A 20,897-nucleotide genomic window follows, 5' to 3' on the forward strand; every position below is an offset into this window, starting at 1 on the left:
TCCTTATATCTTATCTGTTTAACGTTATTTTAATCTGTTTATTGTATACTATTAGTTAGTTAGTATTGAAACAAGGATGTGCTTATTATGATTAATAAATTAAAAACATTTTATCAAAAACACTACATATATCTCCTAAGCTTCTTTATACCATTTACAATTATTACATTTTACTTTGGATATCGCAATATGTTTCCCTTTGGTAATAGTAGTATTCTTACAGTAGATTTAGGACAACAGTATATAGATTTTTTTGCATACTTCCGTAGAACCCTATTAAATCACAACTTCAGTGAAATACTTTACTCATTTTCAAATGGATACGGCGGTGAAATGATTGGAATTTGGGCATACTATTTAATGAGTCCTCTTAATTTAATCTTGCTCATTTTTCCTGCTAAATTTATAAACGCCGCTGTTTTATTAATCACGATTATCAAATATGCACTAAGTGGTTTAACGTTTTCAATTTTTTTGAAAAATCAAAAAGTTAAAAACAACATTTTAATAATTACTCTATCTATTGCGTACTCAATGAATGGATGGATGATTGCAAACCAACTTAATATTATGTGGCTTGATGGTGTAATTCTACTTCCACTAATAATAATGGGCATTGATAAGATATTAAACAATAAAACCGTGACTTTGTTTATTGTTTCCTATTCTGGAATTATCATCATTAACTACTATATTGCTTACATGATTAGTATCTTTATTGCTATTTATGTAATATTCAGTTTATATATTAAACACATCAATTTTAAATCAACCTTAATCAAGTTCGGTAAAATTACAACATCAATAATTGTTTCAATATTATTATCATCATTTATTTTAATTCCTAATTTAATCGAACTTAAAAGTGGAAAGGCATCATACACACTTTTAAACATGAAGACCACCATTGAATATAATCCGCTATTCATGATAACGAAGCTATTTAATGGTTCTTTTAACTTTTCCCAAATGCCAAGCGGATACCCAAATATCTTTGTCGGTTCTATCGCAATTGTCGGATTTTTGGCATACTTTGGAATTTCAAGCATTGGTTTAAAAAAGAAAATTGCCGTCTTAGTAGTGACCACCTTTTTATTATTTTCCATGGTGTTTCAACCACTTGACTTAATATGGCATGCATTGCAATTTCCAATCTGGTACCCATATAGATTTTCATTTATAGTTTGCTTTTGGATTATTTATATTGCTGCCATTGGATTAAATAATTTAGGAAATACCATCAAAATAAAAACAATAATTGTTTCAGCACTAATAATTATTCCAGCATTTATATATACTGCCATTGAAATCAACAAATTCAATTACATGAACATTACTAAGTACCTCATTTCGCTTTCCTTCATTGCCATCAGCTTTTTAATCATTCATTTGTCAAATAAGCGAAGTATTTATTATTTCATTTGCTTATTAATAATTTCAGTTGGTGATATGGGAATGAATATGTTTACATCCCTAAATAGCATCTCTTATGTTTCCAATGATGACTACATTCGATATACATCTTTGCTAAACTCACACATTGATCCAATTAAGAAATCCGACTCATCTTTTTATAGAATTAGCAAAGATTTTTACAGAACCAGAGATGATTCAATCGAGTCAAACTTCTTCGGTGGTTCCGCCTTTTCTTCTACCATTCAAAAAGACACCACTGACTTTAATAGCAACATCGGTAGTGCCTATACTTCTGGATCAATCGATTATTCAAATGGAACGTTAATTACCGATTCAATGCTGAACTTTAAGTACTTCATTAACACATCAACTTTAAGGCATCAATATTCGATGATTCAAAAATCAAGTAATCGAAATGATATATTGAAACATGACCTTCAACGAATTGATGTTTTTCAAACTTATAAGTCTAACAGTAATTTGCCAGTTATTTATTCAACAAGCAGCAAGGTATTTAGTTCAATTAATGCGATTGATCCAATTGATTATCAAAATAAAATGGTTAAAAACATCTCTTTAAATAACACGACCGTATTTAAGGATATCAACCAATACACTATTACATCACAAAACACTAATAAAATAACTTCAATCAACAATCAGGTTATCAAAAAGAATAACTTGTTGAAAGAAGCAGTCATTACTATCAGTTACAACGGTCAAAAGAATAAGGTTCCGTATCTTTTGATTCCATCAAATATGAATCAAAATAACGCATCAATTACCATGAATAATGAAGAACTATATTTACCAGATAAGTTTGATAGCAGTTTTGTAGTTAGTCTCCCTAACAATAAACGCAACCAAATCAAAATCAAACTTAACACTAATCAACTTTTCACAGGTAATTTTAAGTTAGTAAATCTTAACTTTAAAACATATTTAAATGATACTAAATATATCCGTGATCAGAATAATCACATTAACTTTAAAAATAATACATTTAAAACAGACATTATTACTACAAACAAAAACAACTCAATTTCAACATCCATCCCTTATTCTAGCGGATGGCATTTAACAATTGATGGTAAAAATTATCCCATCAAGAAAATTGATAACCAATTTATAGGTGCCGACAATTTAACCTCTGGTAACCATAAATTAGTTTTATCATTCTACCCTAGCGGTTTAAACCTAGGTGTCATAATTAGCTTAATAACATTAATTATTCTAATAATAATATGGATGCTTAGACACAAAAAAAGAGAATCGTAATCGATTCTCTTTTTATTTAACCTTATTTAACTTCAATAATTTTAACTTTCATATCACCAGCTGGGATTGAAATAACAACTTCTTCATTAACCTTGTGTCCCAATAATGCTTTAGCAATTGGTGAATCATTAGAAATCTTACCAGATAATGGATCTGATTCAGCGGAACCAACGATTTGGTAAGTTTCAGGTTCTTCATCAGGAAGTTCTTTGAAAGTTACTTCTTTACCAACGTTAACAACATCATCTTCTAATTCGCTGCTGTCTACAACATCAGCGTATTGAAGCATGTGTTCAACCTTAGCAATTTCACTTTCTAACATACTTTGTTCATTTTTAGCGGCTTCATATTCAGAATTTTCTGATAAGTCACCATAACTTCTAGCAATCTTAATTCTTTCAATAATTTGAGGACGTTGATTTAATCTCAAATCTTCTAATTCAGCTTCCAGGTTCTTTTTACCTTCAGCTGTCATAGGAAAAGTTTCGTCTTTTGCCATTTTGTAATTCTCCTTTTAACTAAATTGTTGTATCAATATTATCTAAAACTTTATTATTCCCGTGTTTTACTAAAATTGATTGAATCTTTGTAGTTAATAAATCAATTGCAACTTGGTTTTTTCCACCTTCAGGAACAATAATATCAGCATATCGTTTACTTGGTTCAACAAATTGATTATACATAGGTCTAACAGTTTCTAGATATTGTTGAATAACTTCATCTAATGTACGACCACGTTCCTTAGTATCTCTTTGGATTCTTCTTAAGATTCTAATATCATCATCTGTATCAACAAAAACTTTGATATCCATTAAGTCTCTTAAACGTTTATCATCCAAAATTAGAATTCCTTCAAGAATAATAACATCTCTTGGTTCTTGTGTCACTGTTTCAGTACTACGATTCAATTGAGTATAGTCATAAACTGGCTTTTCAATTGATTCATAGTTTAATAGTTTATTTAAATGTTCTAACAATAAATCACTATCAAAAGCTAATGGATGATCGTAGTTAGTTTCTTCTCTTTCAGCCATAGTCTTATGAGATTGATCCTTGTAATATGAATCTTGTTGTAAAATCATAATTGAATGACCTAATAATTGATTAAAAATGGCACGACTAACTGTGGTCTTACCACTACCTGAACCACCTGTAACTCCAATAACAACGGGACGCTTTTTCTTTTCTACCATAATATTCTCTCCATAAACCGATTTATCTCATAACACTATCATTATCAAACAACAAATTAGTACTTACATCAGTATTATAATATTTAACTTTTTTATTGCTAGTATTTACACTATATGCAAAATACGACTTTACCATATCTCTTGGATGCAATACAGCTACTAATGACTTAATCGTTGGATTGCTTATTGGACCAGGGCCCATTCCAGTATATTGATAAAGATTATAAGCAGAAGTACTATTGTAATCTTTTTTAGTAAGCACTTGAACTGATGATTTACCATTAGCATACTTAATTGCTGATTTTACATCAAGTGGTAAATTACTGTTCAATCGATTATACAATACTCCAGCCATTTTTTGTCTATCAATTTTTCCCACATGATTAACTTCGATGAATGAAGCTAATGTTATTGCTTCATCGACAGTTAAATTCTGTTTCTTTATTTCCTTGTAATAAGGACTCACTTCTTGATTCGTCTTTGCAATCATTTGATTAACGAGTTGCTTCAATGAAACATTGTTTTGTGAATTATATGTGGCTGGATATAAATATCCTTCCAAAACATATTTTTTATTTTTAGATTTAAAAGCAGAATTAAGTAGTTGTGGGTACTTAGCTTTTAATTCTTTTAAATATGATTTATCACTTATCAACTTCAAGAAATCATCGCTTGAGAAACGGCTTCGTTGTTGTACAGTCTTAGCGATTTGACTAATTGTATCACCTTCACGAACTAACATGCGACCATATATTCCTTGTAATGGTTGATCAGAACCACCCTTGGTTAATCTATCAGCAATTGTTTGTAAACTCATTGAAGGAGATAGTTCATAGTATCCTGCTTTCAAGTCAGCATAATTATGACTATTAACAAAGTAATCAAAAACCAATCCGCTTTTGACAATCTTGCTATCTTGCAATATTGAACCGATTTTCTTATCAGAAGCACCCAAAGGAATTTGCACTTGAATCAAATCATTACTTTTAGGATTAAGTGGCTTTAATGACTCTTTTACGTACTGGTGACCAACTATAAAAATACATGTACCAAGTACAACCAAAATCGCAATGATACTTAGTGAAATCTTTTTACCTAGATTTGAATGCTTCTTCTCGAAATCATTTGTCTTTTTATCTTCGTTCAAAATAATTCCCCCATCTAGATTCTAACGAATTTCGACATTGAATTCTTTTTCAAGATTTCTTTGTACTTTTTCCATAGCACTGTTAACGTCTTCATCAACTAATGTATCATGCTTGTTTTGGAATGTTAATGAGTATGCTAATGACTTTTTATCATCGGGAACATGTTCACCTTCATATAAATCGAATAGCTTAACATCTGTAAGATATGCTCCACCACGTTTAACGATCACATCAACAATGTTGTCATTTTCAACATTCTTATCGATCAACATTGCAATATCTCTCTTAATTGATGGATATTTTGATACTAATTCATAGCTTTGTTCTTGTTTTGGTAATTCGATAATTGTCTTTAGATTCAAATCAAAGACGTAAGTGTCATTAATTTTGAATTCTTTAGCAACCTTTGGATGTACTTGTCCAACAAAACCAACGTAGTGACCATGAACATATACATCAGCAGTTCTACCAGGATGCATTTCATTATAATCGCTGTTTGCTTTATAAGAAATTTGACCATCAAATCCAATTGTTGATAAGTATTCTTCGACAATTCCCTTAATTTGATAGAAATCAACTTTTTGTTCTGGTTGATTCCATGATCCTTCATTCATTGAACCTGAAATTGCACCCGCAATATGTTCAATTTCATCAGGTCTAACTTGGCTATCATCTTGTTTATAAAATACACGACCTTGTTCGTATAGAGCAACGTTTTCAACTTTTCGTGCTTGATTATATGCAATATCATCTAATAATCCAGAAACTAAGTTCATTCTTAAGGTAGTATGATCACTACTCATTGGGTAACTTAAATCAGTTTCACTTGATGAATCCATCATAAACATTTTAGCTTTATCAGCAGTTGTTAATGCATATGAAATCGCATGAGTTAAGCCGAATCCTTCAAGTAATTTGCCAGATTTTCTAATTAATAATTGTTCTTCATTTAGTCCACCGGTTGTCATTGTGGTTGTAGGTAAAGTACTTGGTAAATTATCATATCCATAAATTCTGGCAACTTCTTCAATTAAATCTGCTTGAATATGAATATCACCACGTCTGGTTGGAACAATAACATGCATATTATTATCAGTCACTTCAACTTCGAAGCCTAATCGATTGAAGATATCTGTAATGTCTTCAACAGAAAGTGAAGTTCCTAATACGTGATTAATTCTTTCATCAGTAATATCGATTTCAACTTTTTTAGCTTCATACTTACTACCTACTAATGTATCACTTGTTACTTCACCATTAGCAATAGTTCTTGCCATTTCTGATGCAGATGAAAGTACATCTTCAAGTCCCATTGGGTCAACGCCTCTTTCAAAACGTTGAGAAGCATCAGTATGAATGACATGTTTTCTAGCCATTTTTCTAACCTTGATTGGATCGAAAACAGCACATTCAAATACAACATTCTTTGTTTCAGCCGTAATAGAAGAGTCTAGTCCACCCATTACACCAGCCATAGCAATTGCACCATTATCATCAGAAATAACGATATCATTGCCATCTAATTCAACTTCGTTTTCATCTAGAGTAGTAATTTTTTCGCCATCTCGAGCATAACGCACTTCAATAGTACCAGCTAATTTATCTAAATCATAAGCATGCATTGGTTGTCCAAATTTCAACATACTGTAGTTGGTAATATCAACGATATTATTTACCGGTTTAATTCCAGCATTCCATAATCTAACTTGCATCCAAATTGGACTTGGCTTAACTTCAACATTGTTAACTACACGGTTTAAGTAACTCCATGCAATTTCGTTATCAACCTTGCTGTTAATTTGATCACTGGTCTTCTTGTCAGAAGTTTCACTTACTTTATCAATATCAAATTTAAATGGCTTATTGTAGATAGCAGATAGGTCTCTAACAGAACCGTAAATACTTAACATATCTCCACGATTTGGAGTTACATCTAAATCGATTAGAGCATCATCCATACCTAGGTACTTAAATACATCATCACCTAAAGTAGCATCTTCAGGTAAGAAGTAAATTCCATCTGCCCATTCCTTTGGTACAACGTCTTTAGGATATCCAATTTCGTCCAATGCACATAACATTCCGTTTGATTGAATTCCACGCATTTTTGATTTTTTAATCTTCATATTGTCTGCAACTCTTGCTCCAGATAATGCAGCAATAACATTTTTCCCAACTTGGGCGTTAGGTGCTCCACAAACAATTTGAACAGGTTCATCTTCGCCAACGTCTACTTGGCAAACGTGTAAATGATCTGAATCTGGATGGTCTTCCATGTCAACAATCTTTCCTACAACGATTTTCTTAAGTCCTTCGCTAGGTTTGATTACTGAATCAACTTCTACAGATGAACGTTCAATTTTTTCTGCTAAGTCATCAGCTGATACATCTAAGTCGATATATTCCTTTAGCCAATTGTATGAAATTTTCATTAGTATCTCTCCTTAATTAAATTGCGATAAGAATCTTACATCGTTCAAATAAAAATCACGAATGTCATCTACGCCATATCTCAACATTGCAAAACGGTCTGGTCCTAATCCAAATGCAAATCCACCATATACATCTGCATCTACTCCAGCCATCTTTAATACGTTAGGGTGTACCATTCCGGCACCTAAAACTTCAATCCAACCAGAATGTTTACATACGTCACAACCCTTACCATCACATTTGAAACAAGTAACATCTGCTTCAACTGAAGGTTCAGTAAATGGGAAATAACTTGGTCTTAATCTGATATCATATTTATCACCAAATAATTGGTGTAATAGGTATTCAAGAGTTCCCTTTAAATCACCCATTGTAATGTTCTTATCGATTACAATTCCTTCAACTTGATGGAATTGGTGTGAATGAGTTGGGTCATCAGTATCTCTACGATAAACCACACCTGGTGAGATCATCTTTAGAGGACCTTTAGAGAAGTCATGATTTTCTAGAGTTCTAGCTTGCATTGGAGAAGTTTGAGTTCTCATTAAAATTTCTTTTGTAATGTAGAAAGTATCTTGCATATCTCTGGCTGGATGATCCTTTGGAAGGTTCATCATTTCAAAGTTATACTTATCTTCTTCTACTTCTGGACCGCTTTTAACTTCATAACCCATTCCAATGAACATATCACAAATATCATCAATAATTGATTGAATAACATGTGGATGTCCCTTAGTTACAGGTGTACTTGGTAAAGTAACATCAATTTTTTCAGCAGATAATTGTGCTTCTAGCGCTTTTTCTTCTAATTCAACCAATTTAGTATCTAACGCATTTTGAATATCATCTCTGATTTGGTTTGCATAGCTACCAACTTCTGGTCTTTTTTCTACTGGTAAGTCCTTAATTCCTCTTAACGCTTGAGTAATAGGTCCTTTTTTACCAAGTAGATTTACTCTTATTTCTTTTGTTATTTCGTTAACATCAGTTGCTTCTTGAATTTGTTTAATTCCGTCATCACGCAACTTGGTTAAATCATCTTCTAAAGACATAAAATTCTCCTCTCATTTCAACAAAAAAAGCCTCATCCCAAAAGGGACGAAGCTTCGCGGTACCACCCTAGTTTATGAATAATACTATAAAAATTATCCATACACTTAAGTTCCATAACGGTGGATTACCGGATTATTTTTCGTTATTAATTAACTCCCAACATCAGTTCAGAAAACGAATTCGGCTAATAAGGTGATTACTCTCAACAATATGTAATCTTTCTGTCAATCTTATCAATTAGCTTACTACTTTTTCTTCAACACATTTATCTAAATAATAGCTTAATTTCGGCATTTGGTCAAGCCAATTTGAACTAATCAGTCCATTCATCAGACCATTCATGAATTTGTTCCATAATTGGTCCTAATGCCATTCCCTTTTCAGTTAATTCATATTGAATTAATGAAGAATCACAGAATGTTTTTCTTGTAATAATGCCATTTTCTTCTAACTCTTTTAGTCTTTCAACTAAAACACGGTCACTACATTTTGATACGACTTGAGCTATACATTTAAAACGTTGTGGACCATTAACTAGTAAAGTTTCAATAATCAATCCATTCCATTTTTTTCCTAACATTTGAAAGGTTCTTTCAAATTTAGGACACAAATGAAAATCAATAGTTGTTTTTAAATCTGAACTTCTTTGCATTTTTAACATATACCTCCAATCCTATAAAGCGTTGCGTTTTATTTTATTCTTAAGCGATCGATACTTCGGTGTGATGTATTCTCTTACAGCATCGTAATCATCAACCAAAGCAACGATTACACTTTCAGCACATTTAGGCTTACTCAATGTTAATCCCCACATATGCTTAGTAATAATATCTTTTTCTTTATCATTTAAATTAGTTATCTTTTCAGCGTTTCTTAGTGCAATTCTAGGATGCATATAAGCATGTGATCCTAAATTAAACTTACTAGTGCGCCAATCATAATAAAATAAATCGTGTAATAAACCACCACGAGATATTGATTTAACATCTAGATTCATTTTCTTTGCAACCAAATAACTTTCGTACGAAACGTTAATGCAATGCTGTAATCTTGTTGATGAATGGTGTTGTATATAATTATCCAATCTTTTTACTTCTGGATTGTTTAATAAATCCGATACATAGCTTAAATACTCTTGATCATGCTGCCATGCGTCATTCTTCATTTATATCTCTCCTTTCATCAACTTTAATAATTATTTATTTAAATGAAACATTAAAATTCCAGCTGCAATTGCAACGTTTAGTGATTCGGCTCTTCCTTTGATAGGAATATATATATTTTTATCAGTTTGGTCAAGTAATTCATCTTGCATTCCATTACCTTCATTACCCATTATAAGTGCAACGTTCTCAGTAGGATCAACATCCAAGTATCCAACTGCTTGAGGATTTAACTCAGTTCCATAAACTGGAACATGATTAGCTTTGAAGTTACTAATCCATTGATTTAAATCACCTTCAAATATGCTGACATGAAATTGACTGCCTTGCATAGATCTTAATACTTTAGGATTAAATTGACTAGATGTTCCTGTTCCAAATACGACCCCTTTAAAACCAGCTGCATCGGCTGTTCTAACCATCGTTCCAATGTTTCCAGGATCTTGAATTTGATCTAATAACAACCATGCACCTGAATAATCAATATCTTGCTCTTTAGCATCATTATCCAAATTAACGATTCCAAATATTCCTTGTGGAGTCGATGTAGATCCTAATGCCTTCGCAACATCTTCACTAATTTCAATCACTTCACCCGAAAAATTATCGATATCTTCTTGGTGTAATTCATATTGTTTATCAGTTGTTAGGATAACATTAACCGTTTGATGTGCATTAATAGCTTCTGAAACAAGGTGCCAACTTTCTAATATATATTGATTGAAAGTTGTTCTTCCCTTTTTAGTTTTTAATTTAACCCATTTTTTTACTCGCTCGTTTTTAGCAGAAATAATTTGTTCCATTCCAGGTTTAATGCCCCTTTAAAAAATTATCTTTACTATTATTTTAGCATAATATAGTAATAAAACATATATGTTACTATATACATTAATAAATAAATGGAGAGGTAATCTTATGAACGACAAAAAATCGTTAGAAATAATCGTAAGCGGAAAAGTTCAAGGGGTTGGATTTAGATTTTCGACTAAAAAAGAAGCTGATAAATTAAATTTAAATGGTTTCGTCACTAACTTAAGCAATGGTAATGTTTTAATCAACGTTTCAGGAACCGATTCTGTTGTAGATAAATTTATTAATATTATCAAACAATCACCTACCCCATTCGGACATGTTAACAACATTGAAATAAAAAATATCGAAAATCTAAAAACAACTGGTTTTATGATAAAATAATCAAGTTGGATATTTTAAAAATATTCAATTCTGTTATCATTAAAAATGAATTTACATGAAAGGTTTTTTAAAATGAAAAAAATTAAAAAGTTTAGTGCCTTATCAATAATTGGGGCTTTGGCACTTGTCCTATCAGGATGTGTACGTGTTGACTCAAATGGAAAACCATATGGATTAACCTATCAATACTTGGCCTTACCTGGTCAACACATTCTTGATTTCATTGCTAAGTTTGTTGGTGGATACGGATTAGCAATCATCATCTTAACAATTATCGTGAGAATGATCTTGCTTCCTGCTATGATTAGTCAAACAAAGAAATCAACATTAATGCAAGAAAAAATGAATTTCATCAAACCAAAAATGAAGGAAATTCAAAAGAGACAAAAAGAAGCTACTTCACAAGAAGAACAATCCAAAATTCAACAAGAAATGATGAAATTGTACAAAGACAATGATATTAACGTTGCTGGAGGAATCGGTTGTCTTCCTCTATTAATTCAAATGCCTGTCTACATCGCTTTATACAATGGTATTCGTTTCTCACCTGAAGTTTCACATACTATCTTCTTAGGTGTTAAACTAGGAGATCGAAGCTTAGTTCTAGTTGTTCTTTCATTCCTTGCATATGTTATCCAAGGATACTTAATGACCCAAGGACTTCCAGAAGATCAAAAGAAACAAATGAAGATGGTTTCATACTTCACACCAGTTTTAATTGCAGCATTCACTTTATCAGCACCTGCTGGATTAGGAATTTACTTCTTTATTAGTGGATTGTTTGCATGTTTACAAACATTCATTATTAATCTATACCGTCCAAAGATGAAAGCTGAAATTGCAGCACAAGCAGCTAAACAAGCAGAAGATGCAGATAAAAAGATTTTAACTGAAGTCGAAGAAGAAGATATCACACCAGATACTGAAGATACCAATTCAAAAGAAAATAACGTTAATCATGATGAATTAAGAAAACGTAACTCTGGAAAACAAAATAGATAAAAAAAAGACCTTTGAATTTTATTCAAAGGTTCTTTTTTTAGAAAAATAATAAATCGAATTTAGCTTCGAAATCTTGTCCATTTTCAATTCTATTAATACCAATCTTATTTTCAAGTTTTCCATCGCTATTAATACCGTCAGTTATTCCCCACCATGGTTCTAAACAGACAAATGGAGCATCTTTACTGGACCAAATTCCACCATATTCAGTGTTATATGCTGTCATTGAAACGCCGCGATCAGTTTTATCACTGCTTAACATACTAGTGATTTCTTCATCGTTGATTTTAAGAACTTTTGCATCATCATAAAACATTTCATGAGATAGGTACACCGGTTCCATTAAATTAATTCGTTTTACATTATCGAAGTCAGCATAAGGAGCCTTAAAGAAAATTTCGTCATATGACTTTTTATTCGCTAATTCGACTTTGTAATCACTGTATTGGCCTACACCGTCAAGCGGAACGTTAAAAGCTGGATGGGCCCCAATTGAGAACAACATTTCTTGTTGCCCTTCATTATAAACATGTAAGTTAGTTTTTAATTTGTGATCAACTAATTCGTAGCTAACTTCTAATCTAAAATCAAAGGGATAAACCTTTTTGGTTTCACTATTGGCTTTTAACTCAAATGTAATTGATGATGAATTTTCATTAACTACATCAAATTCCATATCACGAGCAAAACCATGTTGTCCCATATGGTATGTTTTACCGTTATAAGTATATTCGTCATTTTTCAATCTACCGACAATCGGAAATAAGATGGGCGCATGACGTTTCCAATACTTTTCATCACCATTCCAAATATAGTCGACACCTTCATTGCTTAAAACACTTGTAACTTCAGCTCCAAGAGTATTAATGTTAACTTTTAAATAGTCATTACTAATCGTTTTTATCATGTTATCACCCCTAACGAATTTATAATTTAATTCTACAATAAAGCGCTTTCATAAATCAACTATTATACTACGAACGTGGGAAAAATTTATTATAATCCCTTAATAAATGTTCATTAGTAACGTGTGTATAAATTTGCGTTGTTGATAAACTACTATGACCTAATAGTTCTTGAACTGTTCTCAAATCAGCCCCATTGTTCAACATTTGAGTAGCGAAAGTATGTCTCAACATGTGAGGATGGATGTTAGTAGTCAAAGAAGTTCGTTTCACAATATCATCTAGAATATATTCAATTCCTCGACTAGTTAACTGATCTCCATGCTGATTAATAAAAACAAAATCATGATTTTTATTATATTTATTCATGATTTCTCGTCGACATCCCTTTTCATACTCATCCAATGCCTTTATTAAGTATTTACCAAATGGAAGGTATCTTTGTTTATTCCCTTTACCAATTACATTTATGATTCTATTATCAAAATCAATATCCTTATACGAAAGATTAACGCATTCACTAACACGCATCCCCGTATCATACAACAATTCAAGGATAGCATAATTACGAAGTGCTAATTGGCTATTTTCACCATTTTTAGCTGACTTGAAAAGCTCATATAATTCCTTTTCATAAAAGAATCTTGGTAAATGATTTGGATGCTTTTTTAAATTAACATCATCAAACGGATTGTCTTCTAATTCATTATTTCTATTTAGAAACTTGTAGAATGATCTTAATGATGAAATTTTTCTGATGATGGTATTTCTACTTTCGTTTTTCTTCTTCAGAATTGTTAAGTAGTTGCTAACATCTAGATCATCAGCTTGATGGAGACTTCTATTCTCATCAGCTAAGCTCTCCTTAAAATCTAGAATATCTGATTTATATGCCAATACTGTATTGTTAGAATATTGTCTTTCATCAAGCAAATAATCCATGAACCAATTAATTAATTCAATGTCATTATCTTTTTGCATTTTTATCACTCTTCATCATATTTACAATAATAGCCCTTAAAATACAAAATATTTTAGGGGCTATTTGTTTTATTTTTGAACTGCTTCCTCATAGTCTCCATTAGGACAAACAACTTGTGTTCCGCCCTTAATTTTCTTTTCAACTAAGAAGTTACCGTCTTTAGGACAATCCCTACCGACTGGTTTATCCCATGTAACAAAGTCACATTCAGGATATCTTGAACATCCATAGAAGATACGATTCTTCCTGGATTTTCTTTCAATGACGTCACCTTCCTTACACTTAGGACAAGTAACATCAATTTTCTTAACAATCGCTTGAGTATTACGACAGTCTGGGAATCTAGAACAAGCGTAAAATTTACCGTATTTACCCATCTTAATTACCATTGGGGCTCCACAAATTTCACAGTTGTATCCAGCTGGTTCGTCTTTGATTTGTACATCTTCCATATTCTTTTCAGCATTTTTAACTTCTTTTTCAAATGGTCTGAAGTACTTATCAACTACCTTAACCCAGTCTTGTTTCGATTCTTCAATTTCATCCAGATTATTTTCTAAATCCGCGGTGAAATCAACATTAATAATATCTGGGAAGTATTCTTCAATAATATTATTTACAATTTCACCAAGTTCTGTTGGTTCGAAACGTCTACCAACAAGCTTAACATAGTATCTTTTTTGAATAGTACTTAAAGTTGGTGCGTAAGTAGAAGGTCTACCAACACCATTTTCTTCAAGGGTTCTAATCAATTTAGCTTCACTGTATCTAGCAGGTGGTTGAGTGAAATGTTGGTCAGGGTTATTCTTACTCATCGTAATTGAATCTCCCTTAACAAGATCAGGTAAAATATTATCCTTTTCCTTGCCCTTGTTATATACCTTTAAAAATCCTTCGAACTTAAGTTTAGAACCATTAGCTCTGAAGTTAACACCATTTTGTTCCATATCAACAGTCATAGTATCCATAATGGCTGGAGTCATTTGACTCGCCATAAATCTAGACCAAATTAAATTATATAATTTGTATTGATCGTTAGTTAAAAATGGTTTTAAAGCTGCCGGTGTTCTTTTAACTGATGTTGGTCTAATTGCTTCATGGGCATCTTGAGCCCCTTCTGGCAATTTACCTTTTACAGGCTTAGTAGCAGCATATTCAGCACCATATTCATTATGAATAAATTCAGAAGCTTCATGCTTTGCTAGCGCTGAAATTCTAGTGGAATCAGTTCTCATATAGGTAATCAATCCTTGGTTACCTTCTTTACCGATATTAATTCCTTCATAAAGCTGTTGAGCAGCCATCATGGTTTTTCCGGTCTTGAAGTTTAACTTAACATTGGCATCTTGTTGCATTGTACTAGTTGTAAAAGGTGGTTGTGGTTGTCTCTTACGTTCTTTCTTTACAACACTTGTAATGTCAAAAGTTTTCTTTTTATCAAACTTGGCTAAAACAGTTTGAGCTTCTTCATTACTATTAATTTCAGTCTTTTTACCGTCAACGCCGTAAAAACTTGCTTTAAATGCATCCTTACCCTTCTTCATATCAGCATCAATTGTCCAATATTCAGTAGGTACGAACTTCTTAATTTCACGTTCTCTTTGAATAATTAACCAAAGTGCAATTGATTGAACTCTTCCGGCACTAAGGCCTTTTTTAACCTTTTTCCATAATAATGGTGAAATTGAATAACCCACAAGTCTATCTAAGACACGTCGAGCTTGTTGTGCATCAACCAGGTTCATATCAATTTCACGAGGGTTTTTGAATGCTTCTTTAACCGCATCCTTAGTAATTTCGTGGAAAGCAACTCTATTCTTATCTTCTTCTTTTAAACCAAGTAGATGAGAAATGTGCCAGGCGATAGATTCTCCTTCTCTATCCGGGTCAGATGCAAGGTAAACATTTTTAGCTTTTTTAGCTTCAGCTTTTAGTTCCTTAATTGTATCTCCCTTACCACGAATAGAAATGTAGTGTGGTTCAAATTCGTTATCCACATCTACACCCATTTTACTCTTAGGAAGGTCTCTAACGTGCCCCTTACTTGCAATCACGCGGTATGTTCTACCTAAATATTTTTGAATAGTTTTTGCCTTTGTTGGAGATTCGACAATAACTAACTTCTTTTTAGTCGACTGTTTCTTCTTTTTTGTGGTTGATTTTGTAGTAGTCGCCATCTGCATCCCTCATTAAAATTTATTTTCGATTCTCCCAAAGGCAAATATTAATAATAATATTCTTCTAAAATATCCTTGGAAGTTAGTACTGGCTTTGCACCAGCAGAAATTAATTCATTACAACCTACGGAAAGGTCACTATCAATTCTCCCCGGAACTGACAGTATGTTTCTGTTATTTTGTAATGCTAAATTTGCGGTAATTAAACTTCCGGATCGATACTTAGCTTCTGTTACCAATATTGAGCTAGCCAATCCAGCGATAATTCGGTTTCTTTCAGGAAAATGATGTTTTGCTGGAGTTACTCCGACCGGATATTCACTAATCAGTAAATCCCTTTTAGCAATCGTCCGTTGTAAATCTTCGTTTTCCTTTGGATAATACTTATCTAATCCAGTTCCAATCACAGCAATAGTTCGCCCACCACATGAAATTGCGGCTAAATGAGCCAAACGATCTACACCTTTGGCCAATCCAGAAATAACGGTAATTTGATTATTAACGATATCTGGCATTAATGCTTTTATAACACTGACAGAGTATTCAGTATTATTTCTGGCACCAACTATTGCTAAATTTTTAGTTTTTAATAATTCTAAATCACCAAAGTAAAATAATACGATTGGTGGCATATATGCTTCTTTTAAAGCTTCTGGATAAATGTCATCCAAAATGGTAAACCACTTAACGTGATTAATATGGTGATTCAGTACACTATTTAATTTATCACTATTATATGAATTAATAAACGTTTTTGAATTATTTTTATTCAACATTAGTATTTCTGCAATTTCTTCTGCTGAAATATTGATGCTTTTTGGAATCGTTTTATATCTGTCTATCATCCATTCGTAGAACCGATATTCAGATTTAATTCCAATTCCTGCACATAACTTAAGCTTTAATAATAAAAATCTCGTATTCATTTTCAATATACCTCCAATTAACTAAAGGTATATACGAAAAAATTAATTAATTAAATCTGTGACAGGTTTAAAAGTTTTACGGTGAATTGGTGTCGCACCGTATTTATAAAGTGCATCTAGATGTTTTTTTGTGCCATATCCAGCATTATTAGCAAAATCATATTCCGGATATTCTTTGTCATATTGTTTCATTAAATCATCTCGGTATGTTTTAGCTAGAATACTAGCAGCTGAAACACTGGCGCTTTTGGCATCCCCTTTGATTAATCTTAGTTGATCAATTTCCACAGGGATTTGCATTGCATCAACAATTAATTCATCAGGAGTTTTCTTCAATCCCATGACTGCTTGCTTCATTGCTACACGAGTAGCTTCATAAATATTAATATCATCTATTAACTTATTATCAGCTATTCCATAACTGTAATCTAAAGCATTTTCTTTTATCTTGCTAGCAAGTTCATATCTCTTTTTTTCAGAGAGCTGCTTAGAGTCATTTACTTCATAAATACTGAAATCTTCTGGTAAAACGACAGCACATGTCACAACTGGTCCCGCTAAAGGACCTCTGCCAACTTCATCGACACCAGCAACAATTTCAACGCCTTTCGACCAAAAGTCTCTTTCAAATTTTAATCGTTCTTGAAATGAAGCTTTTTGGTTTTCAAGCTTTTCAATCCTTTTTTTAGTTTGACTAATTAGCTTTTGCACTCCAGTTCTGCTGTCATCACAATACTTAGCAATTAGATCAGAATTGATGTCGTCAACCTGGCTTAAAATTTCTTTAATTTCTTTAATTGATTCAGTCATCTTTTCTATTCGACCTCTTCATTATCCAAATCACTAACCGCGTCTAATGTAAAACGACCAATTTTGCCTTTTCTAGCATCCAATATTATTCTCATTGATGCTCGCTCATAGTCATCATGCATCCCTAATTTTTCAGTTATTTTCAATAGCAGATCAACATCAGATAAGTCCATATCATCTTCGCTTAAATGATATCTATTCATTAGTTCTTCACCATTGAATTCTCTAAAGAAATGTAGTGCAAATAGTCCAACGTCATCACTGTGGTAAATACTATCTTTAATCGCACCAGATAATGCTAATTTATTAGCAATTTCATCATTTTGGAATTTAGGCCATAGTATCCCTGGGGTATCTAATAGTTCCAATTCATCACTTGAACGTAACCATTGTTGTCCCTTAGTAACACCTGCTCGATTTCCAACTTGTGCTGCACGGCGTTTTACGATTTGATTTAATAATGTTGACTTTCCAACGTTCGGAACACCTACACAAATAGCTCTAATAATTTTTTTATCAAAGCCCTTCTTTTGTGCTTCATCTATCTTATCTGCTAACAACTCTTTAACAACCTTAGTAATGTATTTACCAGTCGTATTCTTCTTGGAGTCAATCGCTATTGCGGCATATCCTTGTGCTCTAAAGTATGATAGCCATTGATTTGTGATATTAGGATTTGCTAAATCAGATTTTGTTAAGATCATTAATCTAGGTTTATCCTGACTAATTCTTGCTACCTCTGGGTTAATTGAACTATATGGGCATCTTGCATCTACCAATTCAAAAACAATATCAACTAAGTGAATATTTTCTTCAAATTGTCTAATGGCTTTTGCCATATGTCCTGGGAACCATTGAATCATATTTATCCGCTCCTATTCTATATATTTTAATTGTACTATATTAATAACCAAAAAATGAACCTAATTATAGGTTCATTTTAATGTTTGTTGTTTTTGTAGTTTTCCCAAGCTTCATCAAATATTGTCATACTTGGTAAATATGACGCATTTTCTTCTAAATACTCAGATATTTCTTCATACTCATTTGATTGTTTTGGGAACGATTGATCATAAAAAGCATTATTAGCAAATTGAGCAATTGCATCAGTACTTTTTGGATTTCTTTCTGTCATTAAAAAATGATAAAAACTATTCATTATTTCTCCTTTTATTGGTTAGGAATTAGAACCTTAAAATGAAAATCTCCATCACCATTCATATCGATTTTTTGGGCTTGATAAGATAGTTCATTTTTTCCACCAAGCTTATTAACGTGTAATATGATTCTACTATTGTGACTATCTAATTCAACCCATTTAGGGATTTTGTAATGTTTTCCAACATAACCAATTACAAAATTGGCTGGAATATCTAACTTACCAACTTCCAATTTACTTGCATCTAATTCGATATCACCATTACTTAACAAATGTGGATCTAAGCTTAATAAATAACCAACCTTAGAACCTAAGATAGTTATCTTACCGTAAACATATGCCTGGTTTCCCAACCAGAACTTATAATCCATGTTCTTATTCTTCTTTTCAAATTTTTGTAAATAATAACTGGAAAGTGCGTTTACTTGTTTTTTATTTAGTTGCACTGATATTGGTGTATTGTCCTTATTTACTTTACCACTTTGTGGGTTAACAACAGCGCTATGCATTTGAACCCAAACGTAACCCGCGCTTCCAATGATTAACAAAGCTAATAAAATAAATAAATATTTAAATAACTTTTTTTCTTTCTTCTTTTCCATTGCTAATAGCCTCTTATTTAATATCATTATTCTTTTTCATTGCGTTTAATAATTGACTAGTCATAAAATCATAACCTTTATCGTTAGGATGAAAATGATCATCTGGTGAAATATAGTTATTTATTTCGCCTTGTGAACCATCTAATTCAATTAAATTGAACGGATTGATTGAAATGGTTTTATTGCTATTTTCTAACTTTTCCCTTTGGTCTTTTGTTTTGAATTGACCATATGTTAAGGCACTAATGTCAACAAAATGCATTTTTCGATATTGCTTAACTTTATGACTTGTAATGACATTAAATTTATCCACATATTGACTAATCTTAGTTACGTTAGGAAAGTATACATATACCGGATTATAAATTCCATAAACGTAAGTCGGTGCAGTTGCATTCACTCTTCTGACATGACTTAAAAGTGATTGTAAATTATTTTGGTATGTTTTAATAGCAACATCCATATTTTTTTCAAATGCAGAATCGCTACTTATTAATGCATTTTTCTGTAAACTTTGAAGTAAATCGTTTCCACCAACGGTTATTACGATTACATTTGCTTTTCTTAATTGATTAGTAAGCTGATTTTTATTTTGTTGAATTCTGGCATTGATTTGGTCACTTCTTTGACCAGCAATTCCGTAATTATAACTTTGAACGTTTTTATAACCACGTTTTTGCAATTGCGTTTTTATTCTAGAAACATATCCACCTGATTTTTTGGGATCTCCGACCCCTTGGGTAAGAGAATCACCAAGTGCGACAATATTAACTTTAGCATTTTTTGACAAGTTAACACGTGAATTGTTTGAATTAAGTTTCTCTGACATCACAGTAAAACTAATTCCAGCAATGCAGCCAATTAACAATAAAAAGAGCAGACATTTTAATATTCTTTTCAAACTAAAATCCCCCATAAAAAGAGGTTAGGAATAATCCGTAACCTCTTTTTTTATTTTCGTTCATAAACTTCGAATCGGTGTGGATAAATATTCTTATCGTCTAAGATTCCTTCTTTAGTTGATACTAAATTAAAGTCATTATAATTTATTTCTGGCATCTTTGTATCACCATCAAAATCATAATCAATCACAGTTTTATATAATCTATCAACATATTCGGTTAGTTCACTAAATATTTTAGCACCACCAACGACAAATATTTCTTTATCACTAAATTTTTTAGCAAATTCTAAGAATTCACTTAATTCATTAAATACAACAACATCATTAGGATATTCTGATTTGTCATGACTTGTTAATACAGTATTTAATCTATTTGGTAGCGGTCTTTTAAAGCTTTCATAAGTAGTTCTACCGGCCATAATAATTTGATGAGTAGTAGTTTCCTTAAAATACTTCATATCGGCAGGTAAATGCCATGGTAAATCGCCATTTAATCCGATAATGTGATCGTTTGATTCAGCCCAAAGAAAAGAAATCATAATTTTTACCCCT

At 32.0% G+C, this 20,897-nt stretch carries 21 protein-coding genes and 1 other annotated feature; of the genes, 3 read left to right on the forward strand and 18 right to left on the reverse strand.

From position 1 onward, the window contains the following. Nucleotides 1-87: 87 nt before the first annotated feature. The gene (locus tag M3005_RS00755) at nucleotides 88-2,694 is read left to right on the forward strand and encodes a YfhO family protein (protein WP_293792814.1); all 2,607 of its coding nucleotides are present in this window, start codon (nucleotides 88-90) and stop codon (nucleotides 2,692-2,694) included. 22 nt (nucleotides 2,695-2,716) lie between these two features. On the opposite strand, the gene greA is transcribed toward M3005_RS00755, so the two are convergent. From greA to M3005_RS00795, 8 genes are all read right to left on the reverse strand, one after another. After that, nucleotides 2,717-3,193 (reverse strand): transcription elongation factor GreA, encoded by a 477-nt coding sequence (gene greA / locus M3005_RS00760; protein WP_293792816.1) that lies wholly within the window; start codon nucleotides 3,191-3,193, stop codon nucleotides 2,717-2,719. 19 nt (nucleotides 3,194-3,212) lie between these two features. Next, on the reverse strand, nucleotides 3,213-3,887 hold the full coding sequence (udk, locus tag M3005_RS00765) for a uridine kinase (protein ID WP_293792818.1): 675 nt from the start codon (nucleotides 3,885-3,887) through the stop codon (nucleotides 3,213-3,215). A 22-nt stretch (nucleotides 3,888-3,909) separates the two neighbouring features. Continuing rightward, nucleotides 3,910-5,034 carry an endolytic transglycosylase MltG gene (mltG, locus tag M3005_RS00770; protein WP_293792820.1) on the reverse strand — a complete coding sequence of 375 codons (1,125 nt, stop codon included), beginning with the start codon at nucleotides 5,032-5,034 and terminating at the stop codon, nucleotides 3,910-3,912. A 21-nt stretch (nucleotides 5,035-5,055) separates the two neighbouring features. Next, complete coding sequence (pheT, locus tag M3005_RS00775) at nucleotides 5,056-7,467, reverse strand: phenylalanine--tRNA ligase subunit beta (RefSeq protein ID WP_293792821.1); 2,412 nt, start codon at nucleotides 7,465-7,467, stop codon at nucleotides 5,056-5,058. 12 nt (nucleotides 7,468-7,479) lie between these two features. Then, entirely contained in the window at nucleotides 7,480-8,520 is a 1,041-nt protein-coding gene (gene pheS / locus M3005_RS00780; protein ID WP_293792822.1) for a phenylalanine--tRNA ligase subunit alpha, read from the reverse strand. A gap of 39 nt (nucleotides 8,521-8,559) precedes the next feature. Further along, nucleotides 8,560-8,790, reverse strand: a binding site (T-box leader). A gap of 44 nt (nucleotides 8,791-8,834) precedes the next feature. Continuing rightward, a complete protein-coding gene (locus tag M3005_RS00785) occupies nucleotides 8,835-9,182 on the reverse strand; it encodes a winged helix-turn-helix transcriptional regulator (RefSeq protein WP_435370532.1) in 348 nt (115 codons plus the stop codon). 12 nt (nucleotides 9,183-9,194) lie between these two features. Then, on the reverse strand, nucleotides 9,195-9,686 hold the full coding sequence (locus tag M3005_RS00790; protein WP_293792824.1) for an HD domain-containing protein: 492 nt from the start codon (nucleotides 9,684-9,686) through the stop codon (nucleotides 9,195-9,197). 30 nt (nucleotides 9,687-9,716) lie between these two features. Then, a complete protein-coding gene (locus M3005_RS00795; protein ID WP_293792826.1) occupies nucleotides 9,717-10,487 on the reverse strand; it encodes a TrmH family RNA methyltransferase in 771 nt (256 codons plus the stop codon). 112 nt (nucleotides 10,488-10,599) lie between these two features. Between M3005_RS00795 and M3005_RS00800 the strand changes: the two genes are divergently transcribed. Together M3005_RS00800 and yidC are read left to right on the forward strand one after the other, a co-directional pair. Beyond that, nucleotides 10,600-10,878, forward strand: coding sequence for an acylphosphatase (locus tag M3005_RS00800; protein WP_293792828.1), 279 nt, complete (start codon nucleotides 10,600-10,602; stop codon nucleotides 10,876-10,878). Nucleotides 10,879-10,950: 72 nt separating this feature from the next. Continuing rightward, nucleotides 10,951-11,880 (forward strand): membrane protein insertase YidC, encoded by a 930-nt coding sequence (gene yidC, locus M3005_RS00805; RefSeq protein ID WP_293792830.1) that lies wholly within the window; start codon nucleotides 10,951-10,953, stop codon nucleotides 11,878-11,880. 37 nt (nucleotides 11,881-11,917) lie between these two features. Here the strand turns inward: yidC and M3005_RS00810 are convergent, their stop codons facing one another. The 10 genes from M3005_RS00810 to M3005_RS00855 all read right to left on the reverse strand — a co-directional run bounded on the left by M3005_RS00810 (nucleotide 11,918) and on the right by M3005_RS00855 (nucleotide 20,884). Next, nucleotides 11,918-12,787: an aldose 1-epimerase family protein gene (locus M3005_RS00810; RefSeq protein ID WP_293792832.1), complete on the reverse strand. Its 870-nt coding sequence runs from the start codon at nucleotides 12,785-12,787 to the stop codon at nucleotides 11,918-11,920. A gap of 67 nt (nucleotides 12,788-12,854) precedes the next feature. Then, nucleotides 12,855-13,766, reverse strand: coding sequence for a tyrosine recombinase XerC (xerC, locus tag M3005_RS00815; protein WP_293792833.1), 912 nt, complete (start codon nucleotides 13,764-13,766; stop codon nucleotides 12,855-12,857). A gap of 69 nt (nucleotides 13,767-13,835) precedes the next feature. Then, the gene (gene topA / locus M3005_RS00820) at nucleotides 13,836-15,944 is read right to left on the reverse strand and encodes a type I DNA topoisomerase (protein WP_293792834.1); all 2,109 of its coding nucleotides are present in this window, start codon (nucleotides 15,942-15,944) and stop codon (nucleotides 13,836-13,838) included. Between the two features lie 47 nt (nucleotides 15,945-15,991). Next, nucleotides 15,992-16,870, reverse strand: coding sequence for a DNA-processing protein DprA (dprA, locus tag M3005_RS00825; RefSeq protein WP_293792836.1), 879 nt, complete (start codon nucleotides 16,868-16,870; stop codon nucleotides 15,992-15,994). Between the two features lie 42 nt (nucleotides 16,871-16,912). Continuing rightward, nucleotides 16,913-17,680 carry a ribonuclease HII gene (locus M3005_RS00830; RefSeq protein ID WP_293792837.1) on the reverse strand — a complete coding sequence of 256 codons (768 nt, stop codon included), beginning with the start codon at nucleotides 17,678-17,680 and terminating at the stop codon, nucleotides 16,913-16,915. A 5-nt stretch (nucleotides 17,681-17,685) separates the two neighbouring features. Further along, nucleotides 17,686-18,543, reverse strand: a complete 858-nt coding sequence (gene ylqF, locus M3005_RS00835) for a ribosome biogenesis GTPase YlqF (protein ID WP_293792838.1) — start codon at nucleotides 18,541-18,543, stop codon at nucleotides 17,686-17,688. Nucleotides 18,544-18,620: 77 nt separating this feature from the next. Further along, a complete protein-coding gene (locus tag M3005_RS00840) occupies nucleotides 18,621-18,839 on the reverse strand; it encodes a YozE family protein (RefSeq protein ID WP_053950079.1) in 219 nt (72 codons plus the stop codon). A gap of 11 nt (nucleotides 18,840-18,850) precedes the next feature. Next, the gene (locus M3005_RS00845; protein ID WP_293792839.1) at nucleotides 18,851-19,441 is read right to left on the reverse strand and encodes a YpmS family protein; all 591 of its coding nucleotides are present in this window, start codon (nucleotides 19,439-19,441) and stop codon (nucleotides 18,851-18,853) included. Nucleotides 19,442-19,454: 13 nt separating this feature from the next. After that, nucleotides 19,455-20,342, reverse strand: a complete 888-nt coding sequence (locus M3005_RS00850; RefSeq protein ID WP_293792840.1) for an SGNH/GDSL hydrolase family protein — start codon at nucleotides 20,340-20,342, stop codon at nucleotides 19,455-19,457. A 50-nt stretch (nucleotides 20,343-20,392) separates the two neighbouring features. Then, nucleotides 20,393-20,884, reverse strand: a complete 492-nt coding sequence (locus M3005_RS00855; RefSeq protein WP_293792841.1) for a dihydrofolate reductase — start codon at nucleotides 20,882-20,884, stop codon at nucleotides 20,393-20,395. Nucleotides 20,885-20,897: the final 13 nt, after the last annotated feature.

This window comes from Apilactobacillus sp. (assembly GCF_025290035.1).
Lineage (GTDB): Bacteria > Bacillota > Bacilli > Lactobacillales > Lactobacillaceae > Apilactobacillus.

Bases quoted from the DNA above. Each gene is read 5' to 3' on its own strand.
- topA (WP_293792834.1), bottom strand. From the start codon at position 15,944: ATGGCGACTACTACAAAATCAACCACAAAAAAGAAGAAACAGTCGACT.
- M3005_RS00800 (WP_293792828.1), top strand. From the start codon at position 10,600: ATGAACGACAAAAAATCGTTAGAAATAATCGTAAGCGGAAAAGTTCAA.
- dprA (WP_293792836.1), bottom strand. From the start codon at position 16,870: ATGAATACGAGATTTTTATTATTAAAGCTTAAGTTATGTGCAGGAATT.
- M3005_RS00845 (WP_293792839.1), bottom strand. From the start codon at position 19,441: ATGGAAAAGAAGAAAGAAAAAAAGTTATTTAAATATTTATTTATTTTA.
- pheT (WP_293792821.1), bottom strand. From the start codon at position 7,467: ATGAAAATTTCATACAATTGGCTAAAGGAATATATCGACTTAGATGTA.
- M3005_RS00840 (WP_053950079.1), bottom strand. From the start codon at position 18,839: ATGAATAGTTTTTATCATTTTTTAATGACAGAAAGAAATCCAAAAAGT.
- M3005_RS00785 (WP_435370532.1), bottom strand. From the start codon at position 9,182: ATGTTAAAAATGCAAAGAAGTTCAGATTTAAAAACAACTATTGATTTT.
- M3005_RS00810 (WP_293792832.1), bottom strand. From the start codon at position 12,787: ATGATAAAAACGATTAGTAATGACTATTTAAAAGTTAACATTAATACT.
- M3005_RS00830 (WP_293792837.1), bottom strand. From the start codon at position 17,680: ATGACTGAATCAATTAAAGAAATTAAAGAAATTTTAAGCCAGGTTGAC.
- pheS (WP_293792822.1), bottom strand. From the start codon at position 8,520: ATGTCTTTAGAAGATGATTTAACCAAGTTGCGTGATGACGGAATTAAA.
- yidC (WP_293792830.1), top strand. From the start codon at position 10,951: ATGAAAAAAATTAAAAAGTTTAGTGCCTTATCAATAATTGGGGCTTTG.
- ylqF (WP_293792838.1), bottom strand. From the start codon at position 18,543: ATGATTCAATGGTTCCCAGGACATATGGCAAAAGCCATTAGACAATTT.
- xerC (WP_293792833.1), bottom strand. From the start codon at position 13,766: ATGCAAAAAGATAATGACATTGAATTAATTAATTGGTTCATGGATTAT.
- M3005_RS00790 (WP_293792824.1), bottom strand. From the start codon at position 9,686: ATGAAGAATGACGCATGGCAGCATGATCAAGAGTATTTAAGCTATGTA.
- M3005_RS00855 (WP_293792841.1), bottom strand. From the start codon at position 20,884: ATGATTTCTTTTCTTTGGGCTGAATCAAACGATCACATTATCGGATTA.
- udk (WP_293792818.1), bottom strand. From the start codon at position 3,887: ATGGTAGAAAAGAAAAAGCGTCCCGTTGTTATTGGAGTTACAGGTGGT.
- M3005_RS00795 (WP_293792826.1), bottom strand. From the start codon at position 10,487: ATGGAACAAATTATTTCTGCTAAAAACGAGCGAGTAAAAAAATGGGTT.
- greA (WP_293792816.1), bottom strand. From the start codon at position 3,193: ATGGCAAAAGACGAAACTTTTCCTATGACAGCTGAAGGTAAAAAGAAC.
- M3005_RS00755 (WP_293792814.1), top strand. From the start codon at position 88: ATGATTAATAAATTAAAAACATTTTATCAAAAACACTACATATATCTC.